This is a genomic window from Shewanella sp. SM21, assembly GCF_025654335.1.
In the GTDB taxonomy this organism is placed as follows: domain Bacteria; phylum Pseudomonadota; class Gammaproteobacteria; order Enterobacterales; family Shewanellaceae; genus Shewanella; species Shewanella oncorhynchi.
In genome coordinates this window covers 93,928-117,536 of the sequence record NZ_JAKKRL010000015.1, presented here as the reverse complement: position 1 = coordinate 117,536, position 23,609 = coordinate 93,928, and the positions used below count along the sequence as shown (strand labels likewise).

17 protein-coding genes, 1 pseudogene and 1 CRISPR repeat array are annotated in these 23,609 nt (G+C 46.1%); of the genes and pseudogenes, 9 read left to right on the top strand and 9 right to left on the bottom strand.

Annotated elements, in window-relative coordinates:
* Positions 1–647: 647 nt before the first annotated feature.
* A complete protein-coding gene (locus L5L94_RS18400) occupies positions 648–896 on the bottom strand; it encodes a helix-turn-helix transcriptional regulator (RefSeq protein ID WP_263164457.1) in 249 nt (82 codons plus the stop codon).
* A gap of 197 nt (positions 897–1,093) precedes the next feature.
* Here L5L94_RS18400 and L5L94_RS18395 point away from each other — a divergent pair, with 197 nt between their 5' ends.
* Entirely contained in the window at positions 1,094–1,285 is a 192-nt protein-coding gene (locus tag L5L94_RS18395) for a hypothetical protein (protein WP_261737980.1), read from the top strand.
* A gap of 197 nt (positions 1,286–1,482) precedes the next feature.
* The gene (locus L5L94_RS18390; RefSeq protein ID WP_263164454.1) at positions 1,483–1,809 is read left to right on the top strand and encodes a hypothetical protein; all 327 of its coding nucleotides are present in this window, start codon (positions 1,483–1,485) and stop codon (positions 1,807–1,809) included.
* A 201-nt stretch (positions 1,810–2,010) separates the two neighbouring features.
* A CRISPR array of direct repeats spans positions 2,011–8,574; the repeat unit is 28 nt; unit sequence TTTCTAAGCCGCCTGTGCGGCGGTGAAC.
* 130 nt (positions 8,575–8,704) lie between these two features.
* On the opposite strand, the gene cas6f is transcribed toward L5L94_RS18390, so the two are convergent.
* The 7 genes from cas6f to L5L94_RS18355 form a co-directional block, all read right to left on the bottom strand.
* A complete protein-coding gene (gene cas6f / locus L5L94_RS18385; protein WP_263164452.1) occupies positions 8,705–9,289 on the bottom strand; it encodes a type I-F CRISPR-associated endoribonuclease Cas6/Csy4 in 585 nt (194 codons plus the stop codon).
* Between the two features lie 9 nt (positions 9,290–9,298).
* A complete protein-coding gene (csy3, locus tag L5L94_RS18380; RefSeq protein ID WP_263164451.1) occupies positions 9,299–10,282 on the bottom strand; it encodes a type I-F CRISPR-associated protein Csy3 in 984 nt (327 codons plus the stop codon).
* 20 nt (positions 10,283–10,302) lie between these two features.
* Complete coding sequence (csy2, locus tag L5L94_RS18375; protein WP_173243361.1) at positions 10,303–11,298, bottom strand: type I-F CRISPR-associated protein Csy2; 996 nt, start codon at positions 11,296–11,298, stop codon at positions 10,303–10,305.
* A 1-nt stretch (position 11,299) separates the two neighbouring features.
* Positions 11,300–12,661 (bottom strand): type I-F CRISPR-associated protein Csy1, encoded by a 1,362-nt coding sequence (csy1, locus tag L5L94_RS18370; protein ID WP_263164450.1) that lies wholly within the window; start codon positions 12,659–12,661, stop codon positions 11,300–11,302.
* The gene (gene cas3f, locus L5L94_RS18365; RefSeq protein ID WP_263164449.1) at positions 12,652–16,032 is read right to left on the bottom strand and encodes a type I-F CRISPR-associated helicase Cas3f; all 3,381 of its coding nucleotides are present in this window, start codon (positions 16,030–16,032) and stop codon (positions 12,652–12,654) included. The genes csy1 and cas3f overlap by 10 nt, the downstream gene beginning before the upstream one ends.
* Positions 16,033–16,429: 397 nt before the next feature.
* Positions 16,430–17,380 (bottom strand): type I-F CRISPR-associated endonuclease Cas1f, encoded by a 951-nt coding sequence (cas1f, locus tag L5L94_RS18360; protein ID WP_263164448.1) that lies wholly within the window; start codon positions 17,378–17,380, stop codon positions 16,430–16,432.
* An 828-nt stretch (positions 17,381–18,208) separates the two neighbouring features.
* Entirely contained in the window at positions 18,209–18,406 is a 198-nt protein-coding gene (locus tag L5L94_RS18355) for a helix-turn-helix transcriptional regulator (protein WP_037459496.1), read from the bottom strand.
* 132 nt (positions 18,407–18,538) lie between these two features.
* Between L5L94_RS18355 and radC the strand changes: the two genes are divergently transcribed.
* The 7 genes and pseudogenes from radC to L5L94_RS18320 all read left to right on the top strand — a co-directional run bounded on the left by radC (position 18,539) and on the right by L5L94_RS18320 (position 22,674).
* Positions 18,539–19,045 carry a RadC family protein gene (gene radC / locus L5L94_RS18350; RefSeq protein ID WP_263164446.1) on the top strand — a complete coding sequence of 169 codons (507 nt, stop codon included), beginning with the start codon at positions 18,539–18,541 and terminating at the stop codon, positions 19,043–19,045.
* Positions 19,046–19,086: 41 nt separating this feature from the next.
* Positions 19,087–19,450, top strand: a pseudogene (locus tag L5L94_RS18345) (hypothetical protein).
* A 139-nt stretch (positions 19,451–19,589) separates the two neighbouring features.
* Entirely contained in the window at positions 19,590–19,964 is a 375-nt protein-coding gene (locus L5L94_RS18340; protein ID WP_263164442.1) for a type IV toxin-antitoxin system YeeU family antitoxin, read from the top strand.
* Positions 19,965–20,179: 215 nt separating this feature from the next.
* On the top strand, positions 20,180–20,593 hold the full coding sequence (locus L5L94_RS18335) for a DUF2787 domain-containing protein (RefSeq protein ID WP_263164440.1): 414 nt from the start codon (positions 20,180–20,182) through the stop codon (positions 20,591–20,593).
* A gap of 195 nt (positions 20,594–20,788) precedes the next feature.
* A complete protein-coding gene (locus L5L94_RS18330; protein WP_263164438.1) occupies positions 20,789–21,196 on the top strand; it encodes a DUF2787 domain-containing protein in 408 nt (135 codons plus the stop codon).
* Positions 21,197–21,304: 108 nt separating this feature from the next.
* Positions 21,305–21,871, top strand: a complete 567-nt coding sequence (locus L5L94_RS18325; RefSeq protein ID WP_263164437.1) for a site-specific integrase — start codon at positions 21,305–21,307, stop codon at positions 21,869–21,871.
* Between the two features lie 80 nt (positions 21,872–21,951).
* Positions 21,952–22,674: a lecithin retinol acyltransferase family protein gene (locus L5L94_RS18320; protein WP_263164436.1), complete on the top strand. Its 723-nt coding sequence runs from the start codon at positions 21,952–21,954 to the stop codon at positions 22,672–22,674.
* 198 nt (positions 22,675–22,872) lie between these two features.
* Here L5L94_RS18320 and L5L94_RS18315 read toward each other — a convergent pair whose 3' ends face one another.
* On the bottom strand, positions 22,873–23,535 hold the full coding sequence (locus L5L94_RS18315) for a hypothetical protein (protein ID WP_263164433.1): 663 nt from the start codon (positions 23,533–23,535) through the stop codon (positions 22,873–22,875).
* Positions 23,536–23,609 lie beyond the last annotated feature (74 nt).

The following is a 23,609-nucleotide window of genomic DNA, read 5'->3' as shown; positions in this document are numbered from 1 at the left end:
GAGAATCTCGCGACAACGGGTCGTGACGTTTTCCTTGGTTCTGAATAATTCATCCGCGAGAACGTATGGCATGGCTCTGAAAATGCTCCTTGGGGCCTAACGATCATAACGCAACGGCGCGCATTTTCCGTGTCCGTTGCTGTGGCTTGTTTTGTAAGTGACAGATTACGTAAGAAGTGCGCATAATGATGGGCTATTTAACTTCCTTGTATCTGAACTCTCCATATTCCGCCAACATAGAGAATGTTTGTTCACCACTTGAATTTGGCTGGCGTTGGCTGCGTACAAGCTCAATTCACCCGCAAAGCTATCGCTTCAAGCATGTCTAAAAGTCATACGCAATAAATCAATTATTTATGCAGCCACTTTGTATCATTACTTAAATTTGGTCAATCTTTGTACGTCAGATTTAGCCTAAAATCTCAATGCAGAAGCGTAATGGGGCATTTCCGAGTTAAAACCTTAACTCTAACTCGTCATTTTTGTTTTAGTGTATTAAGTGGTGCCAGCAATCTGCAAGCTCTGATTAAACCTTGAATTACAAGTGACAGATTGCGTCCTGACTAAACCAATTTATCGTTAATTTGGTTGATGATAACTGCCATGTTTTTGCGTTACGAAGCATAATCCTCAAGGCTTACACGACCTCAACGCGCATCATAAAGCCTCTCGGCCGTTACCCATAAATCCGATGGATTACAATTCAGCGCTTGGGCTAGTTTCCATACAGAAGCTATAGATGCCTTCGCGACACCACGTTCAACGCTTGATACAAATGATCTGGCAAGTTCGGCCTTATCAGCAAGCCCCTCTTGGTTATAGCCTAGCTCGACTCGGCGTAACTTAACTGCGCGACCAAAAGCCATTCCCATCTTTAACACTTCATCATCATTCACTAGAGAACCCCAGGATATTAAATACTGGATAATTCTCAAGGACACACGATAGACAAACCACGCCATAAACATTACATTTAGACCTGTATAATGGTCATTTGGTCATTTTTACATTAAGAACACCTACCGATAGAATGTAAATGTCTTCTTTCGGAACAAACAGTGTCTTCAAACACGCTAATTAAAAGGAGTTACACATGTCAGTCGTAAAAACCATGTCAATCATAGGAATGGTGTTTTTCCCATTATGCTTAATCCTTGCTTCTGCATTTGCAGACATCGATCTAGAGGCTTCAGCTGGATGGGGGATATTTGCCGCCATGTATGGGATTGGGTATTCCATCACTGTTTTTGTTAAAACTAAAAATGCAGCTAATAGCGCAACTTAAACATTCAATTGTGCCCCTTATGTGGATAGGGGCCTCAATCTACTGATTACCAATCAGCGAGCAGCACAGTGCAATACCGTCCATAGCAACGAAGAGCTCTACAGATCCGAATGCCAATTTACAGCATGAGAAACAGTAAAACCTCCCATTTAGTGCAAGTCACCGTTAGCGGTCGATTACAAAATTTAGGTGTATTTATGATGAAACAATTACTTATTGCTTTTGCATTGCTAGGAATGACTAGTGCTTGCAGTGATTCTAAACCGAATGTTGAAATTGAAATCTACGAAAGAGCAAGTCTGTATATAAAATCATATGAAGTGAAGATCAAGGCTATTGAAGATCATGTCATAGTAAACGACATCATTGTAAACAGAGGTAACTGTGAAAGCCTTTTCGAGAAAAAAGGCTTTCCCAAACAGCTTAAATTTGGTCAATTTATTTCTGTCTCTTATGGAGGCTCGTGTGATCTAACGCAAGTTGACGTAGTAACCAATAATGGGAGCTGGACAGTTACCTACTGAGTTCGCCTTAATTTGATACAGGAGGTGCTAACTAATTAGACGGTAACTTTAGCACATCAGTACAAGCATCTTGAAGAGTTAGAAGAACCCTATCCTGAAAAGCGCATAAAAAAGCCTCAATGAAGAGGCTTAATGCTATTGGGTAACGCCAACGAAAAATCGTCAAACTTGTGTTTTTAACTGCAGCCAAACTTGGCTAGCTTTCTAAGCCGTCTGTGAGACGGTGAACCTTAACGTAGTTGCAGGTAATAAACTGATTATTTTCCAAGCTGCCTGTACGGCAGTGAACGGGGCAGTGGTAAGGATTGGTTTTCTCAGTCATTTCTAAGCTGCCTGTACGGCAGTGAACAAATTGAATAGCCCTCAGGACTACCTTTGTACTTTCTAAGCTGCCTGTACGGCAGTGAACTCCTGTTGTCGGAAATCCCAGACCCAAGTTACTTTCTAAGCTGCCTGTACGGCAGTGAACTGGTTGAGATTCTAGAATCGTCTGTTCGTGCTTTTCTAAGCTGCCTGTACGGCAGTGAACGGTTTGTTGTTTGAAGCGGTTGAACGGTTCTTTTTCTAAGCCGCCTGTACGGCGGTGAACTGACAGCTCATCAAGCAAATCCTTCATTTTCTAAGCCGCCTGTGCGGCGGTGAACGTCATGGCTGCTAAAGAAATGCAAGGCCACATTTTCTAAGCCGCCTGTGCGGCGGTGAACTTTGTCTTCTGTGTATTTCATACGGTTAGCATTTTCTAAGCCGCCTGTGCGGCGGTGAACGGCTTCAAATTGGCCGCCATCGACTGTTGTTTTTTCTAAGCCGCCTGTGCGGCGGTGAACACTGCCCTAACAGCGCTTTGCTTCAACATGATTTTCTAAGCCGCCTGTGCGGCGGGGAACAAATCACCAACGTGCCCAAGTGTCTGCATGTTTTTCTAAGCCGCCTGTGCGGCGGTGAACTGATTCGATTTTGTCATTCATACGAGTCCTTATTTCTAAGCCGCCTGTGCGGCGGTGAACCTGAACATCTAAAAAACCTGTTTACACCCAAGTTTCTAAGCCGCCTGTGCGGCGGTGAACTGAGGCTGAAAAGCTTGTATTACCTTTGACAATTTCTAAGCCGCCTGTGCGGCGGTGAACCGTTTCATCCAGTTATGCAGCGCGATAAACGGTTTCTAAGCCGCCTGTGCGGCGGTGAACTATCCCTACTCACAAGGGTTATTGTTTGAAGCTTTCTAAGCCGCCTGTGCGGCGGTGAACATGCAATAAGAAGAACTTTCAACCCACTCAAATTTCTAAGCCGCCTGTGCGGCGGTGAACATGCAATAAGAAGAACTTTCAACCCACTCAAATTTCTAAGCCGCCTGTGCGGCGGTGAACCTAACCCACATAGCTAATAGTTCTGGCTCTTGTTTCTAAGCCGCCTGTGCGGCGGTGAACCAATGGCAGCTACATCTGCAATATCACTCATTTTTCTAAGCCGCCTGTGCGGCGGTGAACTCGCCCTTATCTTTGCAATCATTGCACTGATATTTCTAAGCCGCCTGTGCGGCGGTGAACTGTGATGTTGTTAACGCAGAACGCGAATTAATTTTCTAAGCCGCCTGTGCGGCGGTGAACATTGATCGGGTTTAATGTCCCATCATCAAAGTTTTCTAAGCCGCCTGTGCGGCGGTGAACAGGAATCCGGCGGTGAAGTGACCGCGATTGATTTTCTAAGCCGCCTGTGCGGCGGTGAACAAATAACCACGCATACCGCAATTTCACTATCGTTTCTAAGCCGCCTGTGCGGCGGTGAACATTGAAGGTGATAAACATGTTAGGCAGCAAATTTTCTAAGCCGCCTGTGCGGCGGTGAACCCACCTCCAACTGGAGATGATAGAACAATAGATTTCTAAGCCGCCTGTGCGGCGGTGAACCTTAATCCACTGCGGATTAAAAACGGCGGTGTTTTCTAAGCCGCCTGTGCGGCGGTGAACCCAACTGCTTAAGGGCGCGTTTTGCTGTGGCTTTTCTAAGCCGCCTGTGCGGCGGTGAACTGACACATGAACGACCCGCATTCGGGGCAGTCTTTCTAAGCCGCCTGTGCGGCGGTGAACCGAATGGGCTACGACATGGAAACGACGATCGATTTCTAAGCCGCCTGTGCGGCGGTGAACGAACTTCAAAGAAAACACTAAAAACTGCGTATTTTCTAAGCCGCCTGTGCGGCGGTGAACTATCCTTACTTCCAGAAATCAAGTAAACAACATTTCTAAGCCGCCTGTGCGGCGGTGAACTGAAAAACAACGCTGCCTTTTTCAATGCAATTTTTCTAAGCCGCCTGTGCGGCGGTGAACGCAGTATCCGTTGCCACTGATTGAACTCCATTTTTCTAAGCCGCCTGTGCGGCGGTGAACCTCAGCTTCGGCTTTAGCCTGTTCTTCTGCTTTTTCTAAGCCGCCTGTGCGGCGGTGAACAATCACCAGCAAGAATGATTTTTGCTTCTTTTTTTCTAAGCCGCCTGTGCGGCGGTGAACAATACTCCGGAAGATATCGAAATTCTGGAAATTTTCTAAGCCGCCTGTGCGGCGGTGAACTTCTGCGAGCGCAACACGCTTTTCGTTCTGTGTTTCTAAGCCGCCTGTGCGGCGGTGAACTTAGGGTTACAAATTACTAATGTCAAGGTTACTTTCTAAGCCGCCTGTGCGGCGGTGAACTGCCTGAAAAGAAACCTGTAGCTGTCATGCCTTTTCTAAGCCGCCTGTGCGGCGGTGAACGAATCTGCTACATCATCAAGCCGTGCTTGTTCTTTCTAAGCCGCCTGTGCGGCGGTGAACAGAAGCGCCTTACGTGGGAAATGAGCGATAAGTTTCTAAGCCGCCTGTGCGGCGGTGAACTACGCTGCTTGTGATCTTTACGCCATTTCATTTTTCTAAGCCGCCTGTGCGGCGGTGAACTACTGTAATGGTAAATCGAATAATTTCCGCATTTTCTAAGCCGCCTGTGCGGCGGTGAACTTTTCGGCACAGGCCATGGCGGCTTCTCCACTTTTCTAAGCCGCCTGTGCGGCGGTGAACAGTGAATAGTCGTAGCAACAACTCACGAGTAGTTTCTAAGCCGCCTGTGCGGCGGTGAACCATATGTGAGCCCGAGAAAATTGCTTTAAGCTTTTCTAAGCCGCCTGTGCGGCGGTGAACAACTGACTCTTCATGGCGCTAAAGCGGGTGAATTTCTAAGCCGCCTGTGCGGCGGTGAACCTGCCACCTTAGCGGCGTGTTTATCTTGGTTGGTTTCTAAGCCGCCTGTGCGGCGGTGAACTGTGCTAACAGCAAGCGGGTGGAACTACACTATTTCTAAGCCGCCTGTGCGGCGGTGAACTATTTACGGCGGTTACTGGCAGCGCAATACAATTTCTAAGCCGCCTGTGCGGCGGTGAACTTACCCGCAAAGCGCGCCTATGCCCGTTATGGTTTCTAAGCCGCCTGTGCGGCGGTGAACGTCACGTTAAAGCTGAAATCGGTTCCGGCGATTTTCTAAGCCGCCTGTGCGGCGGTGAACTACTTACCACCAAACGCCTTACAAATGGCGTTTTTCTAAGCCGCCTGTGCGGCGGTGAACACTTTCTCTGTCCACATTTCATCAATCCTTCTTTTCTAAGCCGCCTGTGCGGCGGTGAACATTCGAATCCAGCCGCGCGCACCATTTTTAGGTTTCTAAGCCGCCTGTGCGGCGGTGAACTTCAGCGCGTTCGTCTTTCTGGTACCCAAATTTTTCTAAGCCGCCTGTGCGGCGGTGAACGGATTCTGTGAAATTGGTATGGTACACTGTAATTTCTAAGCCGCCTGTGCGGCGGTGAACTGCTTAGGCGACCAGCTAACATACTCGTCAGCTTTCTAAGCCGCCTGTGCGGCGGTGAACGGGACAAGGACGCTAACTGGCATTTCTGGTTATTTCTAAGCCGCCTGTGCGGCGGTGAACAAAATGACTTGTTTGTCATTACCTCAACTACTTTTCTAAGCCGCCTGTGCGGCGGTGAACGAGTATATCTTCGATTGGTGGTAATGACACTATTTCTAAGCCGCCTGTGCGGCGGTGAACCATCATCAGCATTGTGCGCTGATCCATCTGCATTTCTAAGCCGCCTGTGCGGCGGTGAACAATGCGCAACGGTGCGGATTTACGAGCCGCACTTTCTAAGCCGCCTGTGCGGCGGTGAACGCTTTGTCTGTGAATTTAGCACACAAGAAAACTTTCTAAGCCGCCTGTGCGGCGGTGAACTGACTCTCGCAGCATCTCGTTTTCAGCAACTATTTCTAAGCCGCCTGTGCGGCGGTGAACTGAAACCCATATTAAAACAGGCATTCATCAATTTTCTAAGCCGCCTGTGCGGCGGTGAACACAAATAACTTACGCCCTTTACCAACTTTATATTTCTAAGCCGCCTGTGCGGCGGTGAACCAAACGAGGCTAAATCAGCAGGTTCTTGGCGGTTTCTAAGCCGCCTGTGCGGCGGTGAACTACAATGCTGCTAGGGGGTGGGGCGTTCCTAATTTCTAAGCCGCCTGTGCGGCGGTGAACCAGCCCCTAAACGTGTCACCGAAACCGCAGCGTTTCTAAGCCGCCTGTGCGGCGGTGAACTAGCGGCGGGCTTCTCTACGCTGTGCTTTGACTTTCTAAGCCGCCTGTGCGGCGGTGAACCAGACTTTGAGCGCCAAGACGGTTGGTGGGAATTTCTAAGCCGCCTGTGCGGCGGTGAACAGGACATGATGTCGGAGTGAGATAGCAGACAATTTCTAAGCCGCCTGTGCGGCGGTGAACTTGGTACTGGCTCGCAAACGGGGAGCGACTTATTTCTAAGCCGCCTGTGCGGCGGTGAACATTCCTATCGGGAAAAACTGCCCTACCTGCGGTTTCTAAGCCGCCTGTGCGGCGGTGAACACAGTGGTGATCTGTGTTGCTAATGCGCTATCTTTCTAAGCCGCCTGTGCGGCGGTGAACTTTGTTAGGTCGTCCGTTTGTGCATGGGGTATTTTCTAAGCCGCCTGTGCGGCGGTGAACTCACTGTTGAAGTCGATGTACTGGTGTTTGATTTTCTAAGCCGCCTGTGCGGCGGTGAACCGTAAGTTTCTTTGTCTATGGTAGTCTTCACATTTCTAAGCCGCCTGTGCGGCGGTGAACACAATGAGGATTTACTTATGCCATCTTTATGGTTTCTAAGCCGCCTGTGCGGCGGTGAACTTGGTGGCGCGTTTCAATCTATTATTGATTTTTTTCTAAGCCGCCTGTGCGGCGGTGAACAAAAGACCAGTTTCGAAGAACGCTAGATGAATTTTCTAAGCCGCCTGTGCGGCGGTGAACGTATAGTGGTTTTGGCTCTTGCCAGTTTTGCGTTTCTAAGCCGCCTGTGCGGCGGTGAACGGAAAAGCGGCTTGGCAGGACGAAGGATTACGTTTCTAAGCCGCCTGTGCGGCGGTGAACACAAGAAGAAAACTCCTAAGCTGTGGTTCATCTTTCTAAGCCGCCTGTGCGGCGGTGAACATACGTTGTTGAAGATTGAGTCTTTGGAGACTTTTCTAAGCCGCCTGTGCGGCGGTGAACGGCTTGTTCGTGCTATGACTATTCATGTTCTTTTTCTAAGCCGCCTGTGCGGCGGTGAACACACCAGTGATAATGACGGGATTAAATATCATTTTCTAAGCCGCCTGTGCGGCGGTGAACATTCCCTTATAAAAACCTTCCGTTGTGGCTTATTTCTAAGCCGCCTGTGCGGCGGTGAACAAAACCCAATAAAGAATCTCTCGAACTTTCTGTTTCTAAGCCGCCTGTGCGGCGGTGAACCACTCCTGCGTCCATCAACTCTTTAGCCTCTTTTTCTAAGCCGCCTGTGCGGCGGTGAACTCGCGTACTCGTGACAATGCCTGTTTAGTGGTTTTCTAAGCCGCCTGTGCGGCGGTGAACTAATGCGCATTCGAATAATTCAGTACCAAGATTTTCTAAGCCGCCTGTGCGGCGGTGAACAGAAGAACCGTTATAGGGCGCGTCAGTTGGTTTTTCTAAGCCGCCTGTGCGGCGGTGAACAACCATTGAATAGAATTAGCCGCGCACAATGATTTCTAAGCCGCCTGTGCGGCGGTGAACGGGATACACGGTTCAATCGAATCGCGCGTATTTTTCTAAGCCGCCTGTGCGGCGGTGAACTGTCGCGGTGCTTATACAGGTTCTAACCCAATTTTCTAAGCCGCCTGTGCGGCGGTGAACCGCTTTTCGAGCTAATTACTCTTCTGTCAGGTTTTCTAAGCCGCCTGTGCGGCGGTGAACGAATGCGCATCATCTTGGTTTCTTCCGACCTATTTCTAAGCCGCCTGTGCGGCGGTGAACATTCGTAGCTTAAAAAGCGAAGGATGGGATGATTTCTAAGCCGCCTGTGCGGCGGTGAACCTGTCACACTATCACCGCCACCCGAACTATACTTTCTAAGCCGCCTGTGCGGCGGTGAACGGTGCTATCACTCATTAGTAGGTTACTTGTGCTTTCTAAGCCGCCTGTGCGGCGGTGAACCGTAACCTGTGCAGTGTAACATCAATTGGTTCTTTCTAAGCCGCCTGTGCGGCGGTGAACTTCTTGGGCACCGATCGGCAGCTTGCTTATAGTTTCTAAGCCGCCTGTGCGGCGGTGAACTTCATCGTGCCATCCAGTTTGTTTGTTCTTCATTTCTAAGCCGCCTGTGCGGCGGTGAACTTTGCAGAAATCAACCGCGCTCGTGAATATCTTTTCTAAGCCGCCTGTGCGGCGGTGAACAATAGATTACTAGTTTAAAAGTGAGTAACTACAATTCGTTAGGATAAAAAACATTATTTTACCTTACGAAAAACACACTACAGTAACTCACTGTTTCTATTTAATTTGTTAAAGAGCATAAATTATAAGGTTAAAACTTGGGTAAATAGCCTCTGCTTGATAATCCATAACTGTCAAACGAAACACTTCCCTCCTTTACTACAGCACTATGTGTTTGTTGAATAAATAAAGGAAAGCGCGAATCCTTAGTGTAACTTTGCATATAAACAAAGGGCGCTTTGGTCTTTTTAGGCTTAAAACCTTCAAAATGCGCTGTAGCTTGCACTAACGTTTCATTATGACGCTTCATTCTTCGAGCGATTTCCCGCGCTTTATTCGCACGGATTGCTGGGCGCGAATAAGCTACATAAACTTCTATTTTTTCGGGCACGGGACGGATACTACTGATATGCAAGTAGTCGGTAAAATGACGCAGCCAATTGCTTACCTTTAGATCTTCCAAATGCTGAGGTTGAGTTGCCAGCAAGCGTAATTTTGAGCCTAAACTGTTATCCATTTCGTTAAACTGTGGAAATGCAGCAGCAATCTCAAATTGCCCTACCCGATTTTTATGCTCGACCAAAGCAAGATGCACTTGATGATAGAGTTTCTCCCAGAGGAAATAATGCCCCACTTCCTCGTTGGGCAATAAGGTAATGTCTAGATAATGATTCATCGCAACTCCTTATTCACCAAACACACCGCCACGGATCAGCATGGCCATGACATAGTGTTGTTGTTCAATGCTAGGGATCTTGTCTTTGAGCATCCAAGCATCTAACAAATTATAAAAATCGTTTTTTTCTTTCGGTTGACGGTAGGCCGCACCGCGGTTAGTCACAGAACCGTAGGGTTCAACCGCAATCGGTCCAATTTCTTCAAAATCGGGGTGCCAAGTGTCAATCGTACGCAATGCATTACCGATTTTTTGCGAGTGCATTGCCGCTTGTCCATCAAGTTGATAAAGGAACTTACTCTTATCTCCCTTACCACCGCCCATCACCAATTCCTGTGAAGGGAATACCGCTTGGCCTTGTCCAAGTTGGCTGTATGCCTCGATCTTAATCAGGGCGTGTTTTTCCATTAAGCCAAATTGAATTATTTTCGCCAGCTCGTTTATCTGCTGATCATCGGCAAAATCACGTAGATTGAAATCATAACTGTCAAAGGTAAAGTGCTGATTATTGGCTGTTACGACAATTTTTACCGCTTGTGCTCCAACACGGTTGCGCCATAAAAAACGGCCATTAGCGATATTCTGCGCATAGCGTTTTGCCAGTTCACTAAATTGAGTTTCAATTTGATATTGCTTCACTTTTGCGGCTAAGGCTTCCTGATAGGCTGGATCGTTACACGTTGACGGTATATGTAAATTACTCAGGATGCGTAGGGTAAACACCAATTTTAGCGTGTCTGTATGGTGGGGAAGCGCAGCAATATCGACCGTTTGTAAATTCGCCTTAGAGACTTCGGCATCAAGTTTTGCGGGATCGTTTGCTGTTGCGGCTTTTAATCGGTTTGAAATCGTTCCTCTTACGGCTTTTTCTCCTACTATGATAGGTTGCCATACATTTTCATCCCAATTACCCGCAAACATAAGGGCATCGGATGGAAGCAATTTTGCTTCAAAAGCTAACACTGATGGTGTACTCAGTTTGATATCTGCCATGATTAATGCTCCGTTATTAATTAATAGTCATCTAAATTAAATGAGGTTAATGCAGCGTCAAAATCTGCAATGGATGGTATATCTACTTGAAATGGTTCTGTCTTTGCTAAGTACCAAGGATGTTGGTAGCTGTAGCGCCATATTCCCGCGCTAATATCAATTAACCGATGAATACTTAGCCATTCGCCTACGCTATAAGCGGTTTCGGCAAATGCAACAGGGACTGACTTATCCCGCACATTGGCAACCTGCCCCGCTTCGTATACTGGCGAGATAGCACAATAACCTGTTGCAATAGGGACTAAATAACCCGCTTGAGGCTTTGGCACATAATGCCAATCCGCTTTGATGGTATCTGATGGTCCGCTTATTTCAGGTTCCATATCTAACCGAGTTGCCTGATAATTTAGGGTGGCAAAGTCACACCAAGCATCAAACAGGCTTGGCTTAGCACCATGAACGACCTCTTGCTGTAATCCATTAACATGGCTCGCAAGGTAATCGCTACGATCGATTAAGATAAATCCCGGCATTAAACGCCGTAGTGCTTTTTGCTGCTGTTCGTGGTCGCTCAATATCTCAATTTGCCCGTATTGAGCGATCTGCCCTCCCGCTAGCCTCATTGCAGGTAACAAAGCGTTAATCTGGTCTATGAGCATTTGCTCTGTTTGATTATCGCCTTGAATTAACCCCTTAATTTCGATCAATAAAGAAACTTGCATGTTCATGCGGCCTTCTTCATTGATTGGTGCGGTATTTCCTTGTTGAGTTAATGGATTACGAGTCAAGGCAAAAACATAATCTCCCCAGCCTTTAGGTTGGCGAGCATGCACCCTGTTTTTGTGACTAACGACGCAAACGCCACCTAAGCTCACATCAAGCTCACGAGATAACTTGCGTGATAAAGCATGGGCAAAACCTAAAAAATTCGTTATCGCCGGAAACCCATAGGTCAACCCTGCAATGGCATTCGCATTTTGCACATCGAGTTTTTTAATTAATAAATACTGCGACATTCTATGCATCCCCATGTTTAGGTGTATGACGCTCAAAGGTTTTAAGCTGCACTAGACATAATTTCTTAACATACTGATGTTCAATATCACCTAGCACATATCGTTCTTTATTTTGCAGCTGAGCCAATAACCAAGTCGCAAAATCGTTGGCGATGATGTCTTGCCAATCGCCTTTGGCACGCTCCTGCTGAAAACGCGGTTCTGGGTTGGCGACATCGAGCCAAAGACCGTGAGCGGTTTTTAATTGACACTCAGCCGACGTTGCCCAACCTGCAAATTCCGTCATATTTTGAATAATGGCGGCCTCATTAAGTAGCACATCGATAATTGGCAACACAAAACCATAATCCCGTTGATATCGCGCTTTAAAATTGTTTTCTTGCGCGGTTACCCCAGCCAAAAACGCTTTAAATTCGCGAATAAAACCTGCGGTTTTAAACCGCAATTGGCGGCTAAAAATACTGGCACTCGTGAGCGGCGGCTTGCTTTGAGCTTGATAATGCGGTGGCGCGCAATTGAGTAAGAAACTTTGTCCATACCGCTCGCTATTAAGTTGAGAGATATTTTGTGGTTTTGAGCCACCAAAGTTTTGCACTGCTGTTGCCGGGAATATCTTCTCGAGCGATGCGTGGTAATGACCTTTTTTACGCGCCTCTCTAATAGCTTTGGGCTCATCGCCAAAACGAGTTGATGTGACGTGATGATATAACTCATGGGCTAAGGATGAAGAAAACAAGGGACACAGTAAGTGATAGTGTTGTGATTCATCGCCATTAAGCGCCGTTGATACTGGAAAGTACAATTGCTTAGTTAAGGTATGTCCCGTTAGCTTTTCATCTGCCAATGCTCTAGCAAATCCAAGCTGCCACTCTTTAAGTAATTCAGTATCTTGAGTAAATGCAGTTAAAGCATCAACATGCTGAGCTTGTAGCTGCTTGATGAGACTTTCGCCATTGACTGATATTTTCAGCAGTTTTGCCACATCAAGTGCCGCCGCATTACCGACAGCATCTATCGCTTTATTCGCTAGACTCGCCGTGTTCAGATAGGTCTGCGATTCTGGCGCAATATCCGTTACCAATATACTGCTGGCTTTAGCATCACTGTGGGTAAATTTAGCCGCATGGGTTGCTAGACTAATCTGTTTGGCGCGTTTTGCAGCATCAGTTAACCAATTCACCGGATTAAAATCCGCCTCAATCGGTGCAGCAGCTTCAGCATATTCCCTATTTGCTGTTGCTATTTCGATAGGATCCTGTGTTTTTTCAAGTATCTTATCCCGAGCTTTTTGTAGCGGTTCAAGCTTGGTTTGCTTACGCTGAGCGATATAATCGGCAAGCGCATCGCTTAAAGTTAATTCCATGGGCTGTCCTTATTGTCTTTACATTCGTACACACCAAGTTGTTCGTGCCATGCCCACACTAGGGCGGGTTGATCTTTATTTGCCATTCGAAGGTTAATCTCACCAAATTGCTCACTCACTTTAGTGATCGAACTGTCCAGTAAGTCAGCCAAGTCTTGATATATTTGTTCGGTCGATGGTTTAAACCACCAGAAACATCCTTTAGCTAACGGGACTATTTCAGAGTTAAAACGATGGTTTAACGTGGGATATTGATAGGGTTTATGTGTGATATCTAATTGACACCAGGTTAATATTTCATCTTTTGGTAATCGCAATAAAAATGCCTCTTGGGGTTGCGATTGGCGAAATGCGGTTTGGCGAATAAACTCCCCACTCCAAGCAACATCATGCTTCCACCAAAGATTGGCCTCTTTATAACTGCGATAAAAAATGACTCCAGCTTTGTCTTTGCCAACAGGTCCTAACGCCAGTTGCAAAGCACGATGTTCCTGCCCCCAAAAGGAGTTTACTGCCTGAGCATGTTGTTTTTTGTGCAGATCGCTATATTGAAATTCACTGCCATTAGCACTGGGCACAGGCTCCATAATTCTTGGAATTGCCGAAATGGCATCGAGTTCAGTAGTCAGTAATTGGGTTAAATCATGTTGTAGTAAGGGTAAAGCGGCACTTTCAAACCCTGGCTTACAGTACGCTGGATGCTCATTTTTTAGTGCCCGAATATTTTTATTTAAAACTAATAAATTAGCCGTCTTAGGTACCTGCTGACGATGACGTTGAATACGTCCTGCAAGTTGGATTAAAGCTCGCAATGAACTAGGTTCAGCAATCGCCCAGTCATAGTCATGATCGCGCCCCACTTCAACGACTGAAGTGCCTAATACGATGAAAATATTATTCGAAGTATTGGTCATTGATAATGCCTGCTGAATTTCAGGCTGGCGCCACAAATTGGCTTCATCGTGACGTGATAAGGCGTTATCGAGGCGACTTTCTTTGTAAGAGCGATGTGCTAATGGAAACTGCGAATGGTAAACACAGTAATGGATACTGTAATCGGCTTGCGGTGACATGTTAATCAGTAACTTAGCAACAGCGATCATTGGATTAATATTAGCCATACGCACAACACCTAAAGACACCTTACGCCCTGATGGATGTACAACATGGTGCTTATCATGTAGCTGGTGTAGACATCTGTGTAGCGTGGCGGCAACACACTCATCAAGGGTGGTTGGCGATGCTAATTCAAGCTTTACCAGCTCTCCCCTACGGACGACTTGTTGGCAAGCGAGCTTTTTAACTCTTTTACTCACAAAAATTTTATGTTGCTCAATATAAGATCTTGAGTTGGATATCTCTAAAGTTTCACTTTTATATTCATCAAACCAAGCACACCAGATTGGAGGCTGTTCGGTCGTGGCGAAATGCGCCTGATTAAAATGCTGGCGGCCAGCATGATAGGCATCAAATAGTGTTTTGATCAACGATGGCGGCAATGTCGCTGATGACAGTAAAACTCTAGAACCTAACATGCCTGCCCAGTTCACTAAGCGGCATAGTGCGGGTAAGTCCTCAAGTCCAAAATCATCCGGCTCATCTAAAATTAAATCAGAGGTGAGTAATCGCAACATAGGCGCAATTTGTTTACCTCCTCGCAAGCTTTCAGTGGCAGGCATTAGATGATCAATGGTGCTGACCAAAATGGGCGCACTCACTAATTGCTCCAATTTAGGACTCGCAGCAAGCCAATGCTTTAACCGCCCATCATAAATTTGACCTTGATAACTAATAAATAATTGTTCGAAAAGATCCTCTGCCGACTCACTACCAATCTGCTTATGCTGCGGTGTTGCATTGTTCAGTTGATGTAAGGTGCTAACGGCCTGTGAACCAATCAGTACCGCTAGCTCATCATCCCCAAGTTTAAGTAAATCCCGATAAGCATCACCCGTTTGTAAGGTAAGTGTTCGTAAACCTAGTGCGACTGAAAAACGGCAACCTTCTCGTTCATCTGCTAAACCATACATAATGCGGGCATTGGCTATGGTTTTCCCGCATCCGGTTGAGGCCATATTGACCCCGAAAAAACCTTGTCTCTCGCTGCCTTTAGCTATCAACTTAGCTTGAGCAAAAGCCTTATCTTGCCAGCGATACTTGCCGTTTGTCGTGTTCTGACTAAATAACTTATGTTGGGCAATCGCTGGTAAAGTATATTTTAAAGCAGGTAAGTTTTGTGCAAAGCGCTGGGCATTCACCGCTACACCAATATTATGCTCATCAAGCTGTTGCTTTAACGCATTACCCGCCTGTGGCACTCTATTATGATCAGTATTAGCAAAGGCGTTGTACGTTTTATCTCGCCACTGAACTTTAGATTTTTCAGCGGGAAGAGAGGAATAATAATGATCGGCGAGCATCAACGACAAGCGCGCCATATGTCCAACAAAGCGTTGCTCAAGCCAAACTTGTTCAGTAAATATCAATGGACAATTCAGCGCACGTTCGGATAAGTTTCGGGCTTTATGCTGCCAAGGCCGACTTAAGAGTGGCGTACCTTGACTAAACTGCCAATTTTGCCTGATAAGATCCGTATCTATTGCCGTCATGTTTTCTGCATTCGCTGAATTCCAATGGCAACTAAAACAATGAGAGAGCCAGCTGTCTATTTCCTTTGTATGTACGCTACCTACATGGGCGAGCGGAAGTCGGTGGTGCGATACAATCAACCAAGCCACCAATTTAGCAAATGGTGCAAGTTGATAAAAAGGTCGCTGATATCCAGAGTCTTCTTTAAACAGCCTTGACAAAACCTGCTGTTCTATTTCAATACTGTTTTTATCAATGTTGGCCAATTTCTCCAGCCAATCCTTATCCGCTAAACCATTAGCAAAGGCTTCAAATAATCGCAGGGACACCCACTCATGCCGATAGGGTTCCCCCCTAGACTCAGTTAACCCTTTAAGCTTTAACTGAAATAAATCATTCGCTTTTCCAAAATCATGAAATAATCCAGCAATACTCGACGCAAGGACAATTACTTCATTTAAATGCCAGCCCTGCTCCCATTCTTTATGTTCCAAATTAAGCTGAGTGCGATTCACCGGCACTATGCCTTGTTCATTAAATTTCAATCGATTTCCCACGATCCACAAGAGCTGAGTTCTAGAACGTGAGCGGATCCAGTGGCAACTCACTGCAGTACTTCGACTTGCAGTTTGTTTGAGCATTTTCTTAACCGTTAACAGGCCATCTTCGGTGATCAGGGTTTGCCAAGTGTTATCGCCTATGCGGTTAGCAAAAGCATCCAGCACGCGGCGGGTCTTTTTGAGGGCATTTTTCTCGCACTGACTGATAAAAGTCACCATCATAGCTGCTGTACCTTATAAGCCTTTGGCTGCAATTTGCTTAGAAAAACAATTTTTTCAGTTCATTTATAAGTCTTGTTATCATTATTAAAACACTTATATTTTGTGGCTTGAATATCAAAGAGATAAACTTTGATATAAGCTTCTTTACCATTATTATATATCTCAGTATCAACGCCAAAATGATTGTCATCACCATCCCCGACCCATGTTAGTGATGGAATAATATACAGCAAAACAAAACAGATCAACCATTACATAGATTATAATAAAATATAAATTTATCCTTTAGTTTTTTATATAGTAGAATGCCTGAACTACCGAATAGGTAGCTCAGAAGATTACTTAGATCATGTACACAGCCGTACAGGCTGCTTATGAACTGGCATTTATGCCAGTTCTATTTTTCTTCCTGCAGTGCAATGCCTTTCACCGTATTGAACATAAAATCTAAGGCATTATGGTCGGTAAAGGCTTGTAACACTTGTTGGCGAAACTCTTGTTCGCTGGCCTTTTCTTTGGCGCAGACGAATGCCCAGGGTAATACGATTGCGTCTTTGATGAGATCAGCGACATCGAACACTAATGCTCCGCGGCGAGTTTTCCCGTGCATCACGGCAAAACCATGTGGAATGCCCAACACCCAGAGGCAACTAGCTGCAAGTCCATAGGCTAAATAATTGCCGTGGTTTAAAAAATCATTAGCGACATCCGTGCTTTGGTGTTGTCGGGTAAAATCTTTGAGTTGGGTATTATTGGCGGCGTGCTTGTACAGCACTTTGGTTAACTGGGCTTCGGTCAGTAGCAGGTCCGACTGTTTAGTTGCCGCCTCAGTGCGGGCATAAAAAAACTCGAGCGCGGCTTGGATTGCAGGATCCTTAAAGATAAAACCTTCCGTTTTGAGTTCGCGATCCCTCTGCCACACTTGCTCTATAAATTGAATGCGGGCTTGCTGGAAGGCCTTAGCGGCGAATAATCGTTTTTCATCATCGAACCAAAACTGCATCCAACCATGTAAATATTCAGTGGGCCGATATTCACTTTGTGGTGTGAACCATTCCACTTCGCAGGTCATATAAAGGGGAGTACCACCACCGCCACAGAATCCAACTAAAACGCCTGCTTGTGCCAGCATACGCATGGCTGCTTGGGTAATAGAAGTGCCATTGCCCAATAACAAAACTGTGGTGTTAGCGATGGGAATATTGAAATATTGGTTTTCGTTTTTTGCCTCTGTTAAATAAAGCACGCGGCCATCTTTTTGCATCACACGGCAATATTCCAAGTAATACATATTGGCGCGCTTTGAGTGTAGAATTGTTTTTAAATCAGAAGGTGAAAAATCATCCATAAAAAACCTTAGTATGCTCTCCGTTTCAAATACATACTACATTCATAAACGCTTACTCACCATAACGTTGTTGTGACACCTACGTCATATTTAGCAACTAAATCATCTCTAAACTGATATCCCTAATCACTGATTTCATTTAAGACTTAACTTATTAGGTCATATTCAAATTCTTTAAGTTAACAATCTCTTACTCCTATCCTTTCCAAAATCGATTCTTTCACTGCACTTTCTATCCATGCTGCAGTTCGACTACAAAGTGAGACTGCCTTGAGTGGAAAAGTGACCGTGTATAAGCTGTCTGGCGGTATCCCTTGGGTCTCTTCAAAGCCTTTGCAGATTTTCTTTTCAGGTAATTTGGCCATGTAACTACGTTCTCTTCGTCGTTTGAAAATTGGAGTTAAACGCTTTGAAGGCGAAGAACTAAGGGGTGAAAACATCCACACCTTGTGTTGATCATCAGGGCGACAAGACAAGCGCATGCCGGTGAGGGCGATGTGCTTGTCTATATGTCAGTTAGTGCCCTGTTTGAATAGTCTTTGCCATTCCAGTGCTTAATGCATAGTGGCTGTTAGGCAGATCGTGTTATTACAATAGTAACTAAGCAAGCTCTGAATTTTGTCCTTACCCTAGCTTATTTTCGGTCGTTCCCTTGGTTTATTTAGGTTGTTTTTAGTTATTGCTCATAGGCTTACTTATAGAGGGATTCAGCCAAGAAAAAGCATTTCAATCTAGTAATGGAGGACACTCCTAGCCTTTGAAGACGGGAGGTTGTAAGGGATACCCTGAAGTTAATTAATGTACTGTAAAACGGATGTTGGTATGGGCTTAAACGGTTGCACTTTGGGCATCTCGCTCCTCTATTCTTGTTAAAATCCATTCTTGCACTTCACTTTCTACCCAAGCGGCAGCTCGGCTACCGAGTGACACCGGTCTGGGAAATGTTCCTTCTGCGATGTACTTGTAGATAGTGGAGCGTGCTAGACCTGTGTAATCCATAACTTTAGTAAGGCGAATTAGTTTCATGATGAGTTTCTCGGTTATTGTCTCATCACATATGTCCTTCTAGTAATTTTTAACTTTTTATCTATTTCCAAATCTTTTCAGATATATATCACTCCTTTGCATAAGCCCATTAACGCTTTCAAGGAGCCAGATATGTCAACAAAAGCGATGCACACAAAAGCTGCTCTACACGAAACCACCGACAAGCATGTGACTCAGTGGCCGCAAACTGCCGATGAGGTCCTCGCCTCTGCCGCCAATATCATTGCCGAGCGCTATGTGAAGAAGGACGCCTATACCAACCCTCAAGCCACTAAGGATTTTTTAACTTACAAACTCGGCGGTTATGAGCGGGAGGTATTTGCAGTGATGCTACTCGATAATCAGCATCAATTACTCGAGTTTAAAGAGTTGTTCTTTGGCACTTTAGATGCCGCCAGTGTTTATCCACGAGAGGTGGTAAAAGCTGTGTTAGCCGTCAATGCCGCAGCGGTGATCTTTGCCCACAACCATCCCTCCGGCGAGTCGGAACCGTCAACGGCAGATAAGCACATCACTAAACGACTAACCGATGCACTTGGACTTATTGATGTGCGTGTACTTGACCATATTGTGGTTGGTCGTACACCGGTGTCCTTTGCTGAGCGCGGCTTACTTTAAGCCAGCGTTTAAACCTGCCACGCCAAATCAAGGAGTCCATCATGATTGAATTTACCGACAGCTTTTCTCAGGCCTGTGTCGCCGAAGCCTGCGCCGCGTTTCCCGAACTGCGTAACCGATTAACAGTTGAGCTGATTTTGCCGATGTTTGTGCGGCCGCTCAATGCCATGGGCCAAGTGATTGGCAAGCCAGTCGTTGCACCACACCGCGAGCTACATAAAACCGTATTATTTGTTTTTCACCGTGATGTGGTTGAGCACTTGCCCAAGGAGGATCAGCTTTTGCCGCTATGTTTGCCCCTGTGACAGTTATGGTGTGCCAACAGGTGAATGGCAGCGTGTGATCAACGGGGTGTACTTCAACCATGGCAGCAACGAGCAACCGAATTGGAGCGTACACACCTAAAGACCGTTACATGTCATCACCCACTCCACTAGTCGGCTGTATTAACCGCTCTAACTAGCACAGGTATTTATCACTGCTCTCGCTAGTCAGCTATCGAGTACCCTACTCCCTAAAGTTCTTTTCAACCATTGAGGTCACTATGACAACGCTAAAACTTTTTGATATCGAGCACGCTTGGGGCTTACCCCGTAAAGTGTCTCCCCGCTTTGGTGCAAGGCTGATTTTACGTGGTCTGCACTTGGATTATCTCCATGACCGTTCAAGCTTTGTCGGTGAATTTCCACCAGCAATTAAACAACAATTTGTCGATGCCTTTCCGACCATGGTTAAACAGCTTGAACGGCTGGTGGCCACCGGCGAGATTGATGCCACTGAGCAGCACTGCGTCACCATTGAGCACGCTGGCTTTATCTGTGAAGCAGATACCTTAGGCAGTCACGGCTATTTGTATATTGCGATTTATCAAACCGAAGATAAACCACTGACCACCAGCAACCTCGCCCTCACTCGATAACCCGTTCATTATGGTAAGCCAGTACTAATCCGTTAAACATAACCACCAAACTTTAATCTCCCAGCTCAAAAGCCTTAGCAAGTAGCCCTTAGCGACTCACATTAAACCGCTTAGCCACCCCCCGTTTTATTAACCCAGCCGCATAGACAGCAAGAGCCAAGGCGCAGTAACGCCTTGGCTCTTGCTTATGCCCGTTTTTAAATAAGGAATATTTCATGACATTAACTATCAAACGTAATCAACTGCCAGCGATGCCAGATCGTTTTTATCAAGTGATTGAAAAGGAACTGGCTGAAGTCACACCAAAAGACGCCAACGCCATCACCCTTAATTTTCGCGATCCAGATTACAACGCCGAAGATGGTGGCTTTCATCCCGTCGAAGTCCGGCTTGAGAAACAGCAAGATCACTGGCGTTTAGTCTACGTCACCGACTTTGCTTTTCGCGGTCATCCCTTCCCTGAACTGGTTAAAGACATCGATATCTGCTTTAACAGCAAACAAGTCTATAGCCTGTTTAGCGGCTGGATTGGGGAGCGGGAATCACAGGGGCTGATTAAGTTGTTCAGCGATAACTTTGTCAGTTACTACCAGATGGAAGTCTATCAAGTAGAAGTGAGCTTGGATTAACCCGCCTCGCCGTCATTTCACGCGAGCATCCTAAGCCTATCTACCTGTTTCTGCTCTATCGCAATCAACGGGCCAAGCACATCACACCCGCGCCCTTGTTACCCTAAGTGATTACGTCAAGCCTCTGTCGTTAACAACAATCTACCCCGCCTGCAACGCCCGTCATTAGCGGGCTTTTTGTTTTTGGAGTCCACCATGAAAATACACCACGAAACCATCCTGCCACTGCCAGAGCCTTTTTATGAATTGTTAGAACGGCAACTGGCCGCACTCAATAACCCGAGTCTCAACATCGTCACCCTGAACTACCGCGATCCCGACTACAGTGCGGAGAGAGGTGGTTATCACCCAGTGGAGATCAACCTCTACCGCCAGGGGGATTGCTGGTATCTCAATTACTTCACCGACTTTGCTTACTGCGGCGGGCCCTTCCCTGAGCTTGAGAAAGAAATGGAAGTACTGTTTCAGGAGAAGCAGGTCTACAACAGCTTCTTTGGCCGCTGTTACATCGAGCAAGCCGACAGCTTGGTGAGGTTGCTGCTGGAGAACTTCTGTAACTACGTGGAGATGGAAGTCTATCAGGTTCAAGTCAGTGCCGACTGAACTTGGTGCCCACAAAGGTATTTTGGGAACCAAGCAACGCAGGCCCGATGCGGGTTTGCAATGTGCTGGTGCCCACAATCATCACATAGCCAATTGAGGGAACCAAGCATGAACGAAGTCGAAGCGGTCAAGAACCGCGACACCATCAAGCTTATCAGTTACCTGCTCGAACGTCACTTTGGTGAGCAGATGGCCGATGTCTGGAATATCGGCCTTAACCTAGCCCTTAGGATCTCTGACTTACTGGCCATCAAGTTCAGCGATATCGACGGCGATCGCTTAAATATCATCGAGCAGAAGACCGGTAAACGCGCCAGCATCAAACTCAATCCGAAGACGCTGGCGTTGATTGAGGCGATCCACCAGCGTCACCCCGAGCATATCTACCTGTTCCAATCATACCGGTCGAGCCAAGCAAAAGACCGGCAGGCCCCCGCCAAACCGCTGACACGGCGCGCCGTCGCCAAAGTGTTTGCCTTTGTCGGTAATGATATCAAGTTAGCCCTAGGCACCCACTCGATGCGTAAAACCCGCGGCTATCTCCTGTACCAAGCTTGCAAAGACATTGGCCGGGTGATGCGCATGCTGCGGCATCAATCGGAAGCGGTCACCCTGCGTTATATCGGCATTACTCAACAGCAAATCGATAAAGACTTTGTCGAGCTGGAAATCTGAGGTCAATCAGCACGCCCTATTCAACCCATTAGCAGATGCGACCTAGGGGTATCTGCGTTGTTTTTCTTGGAGTACATACCATGTATAAATTTCATCCAGGTGATCATCTGGTCACCAACATCGATCCTCTTGGTTTAACCGAACACCATGGCCTCTATGTTGGCCAAGGAAATGTGATTCACTTATCTAAGCAGGGCATCATCGAAGAAATCGATCTGCAGCAATTTGCTGGTGGCCATAAGATCAGAGTGAAAAAGTCCAGCCTGTTTCCTCACCAAGCTATTGAGCTTGCACGCAATCAGCTGGGTAACACCTCATACAGCGTTGCCACCAATAATTGCGAACAGTTCGTCAATGAATGCTTAGAAGGGAGTAGCACCTCCAATCAGGTGAGTAATCTTACCCACATTGCGCTGCAAGGCTCAGCCAGAGCAGGCTTACTGGGGATCTCTGCTTCAAAGCTGGCAACGGGGACTGTCGCAAACGTCGTATTAGCCTCTACCGCCGCTAAGATGACCGGCGAATACCTAGGGCTACCCGATAACGTCAACACGCTGCTGGGGACACCTGGAGATCTTGTCGCTAAACCTGCCGAATGCCTACTAAAAGGCACCAGCCAAACTATAGGTGAAACTTATACTTGCTTAAGCCAAGGAGAGATAGCCGATGCTGGGATAAAACTCGTCACCGGCAGTATAGAAACTGGCTTAAACACCGTGTTGACGACAGCAGAAGTGGGCATCAATGGCGTAAAAGCTGGTGCTGAGCTGATAGCCGATACATGGTATTGGTTAAGGTCATAAGTATTGGAGTCAACTCTTGAACAACGAAGCGGCCCTCAAGCCGCTATCGTTTTTTAGCTTCACTGAGTGAACTTAGTTAACCTCAAGGCTCATGACACTTTTATTTTTACTAACAAGCATACTTTCACTAAGGAGCTTAGCCCGTTAGCCAGCCTCCTATAGGTAAAAAGCCGCAGCTAAATCAACAACCCTGTCAGTTTAGTTTGATGATCTCCACTTAATCAGTTTTTTATGAAAATAGATGACTTGATGATTATCCAGCGGTAGAAGGGTGCCTGTAAAATCGAGAGCAAAATCTACATCTTTGACCTTTTCAGGGAATTTAAAGTACAGGTTATAACAGTTATCTACAAATTCACTGCCGAGCCGTAAACTCTCATTTTTATCGGCAATGTCTATACTGCGAGTACCCCATCCAGCACCTAAAGAATAATCAGAACCACAAAAGATAGGATCATAGTCTTTAAATTTCATCACCCTATATGGTTTGAAATGCTGTTCAACACCATTAACTTTCATGATTAGTACGATATTGTTTGCTATTAACTCAACATTCAATTTCAAGGGTTTTACCCCCAATGCGAGTATAATTTCATCATCATTAAATTGACTATCGGGCCAACGGTTCATCTCTATACCCAGTATGGCATTACCCCTGTACTTGGTTTCGTAATTGGTCAACAACAATGAGAGATGGACGCTAGAAAACTCAATGTACTTATCAAGACTCTCGTTCTGTATATACTCTCTCGTATCTGGAACAGAATCCCACGGCTTGATTGAAGGGACACTGGCCACCTCCAGAGTGGTGGAAGTGCAGCTACACAAGCAAAGACTGATAAGCAGTAACAAATACTTCATAACTCATTCCTTCCACTCTTACCCATATCATCTCAAAACTAATTTAGCCAATACATCAACCGAATCAACACCAA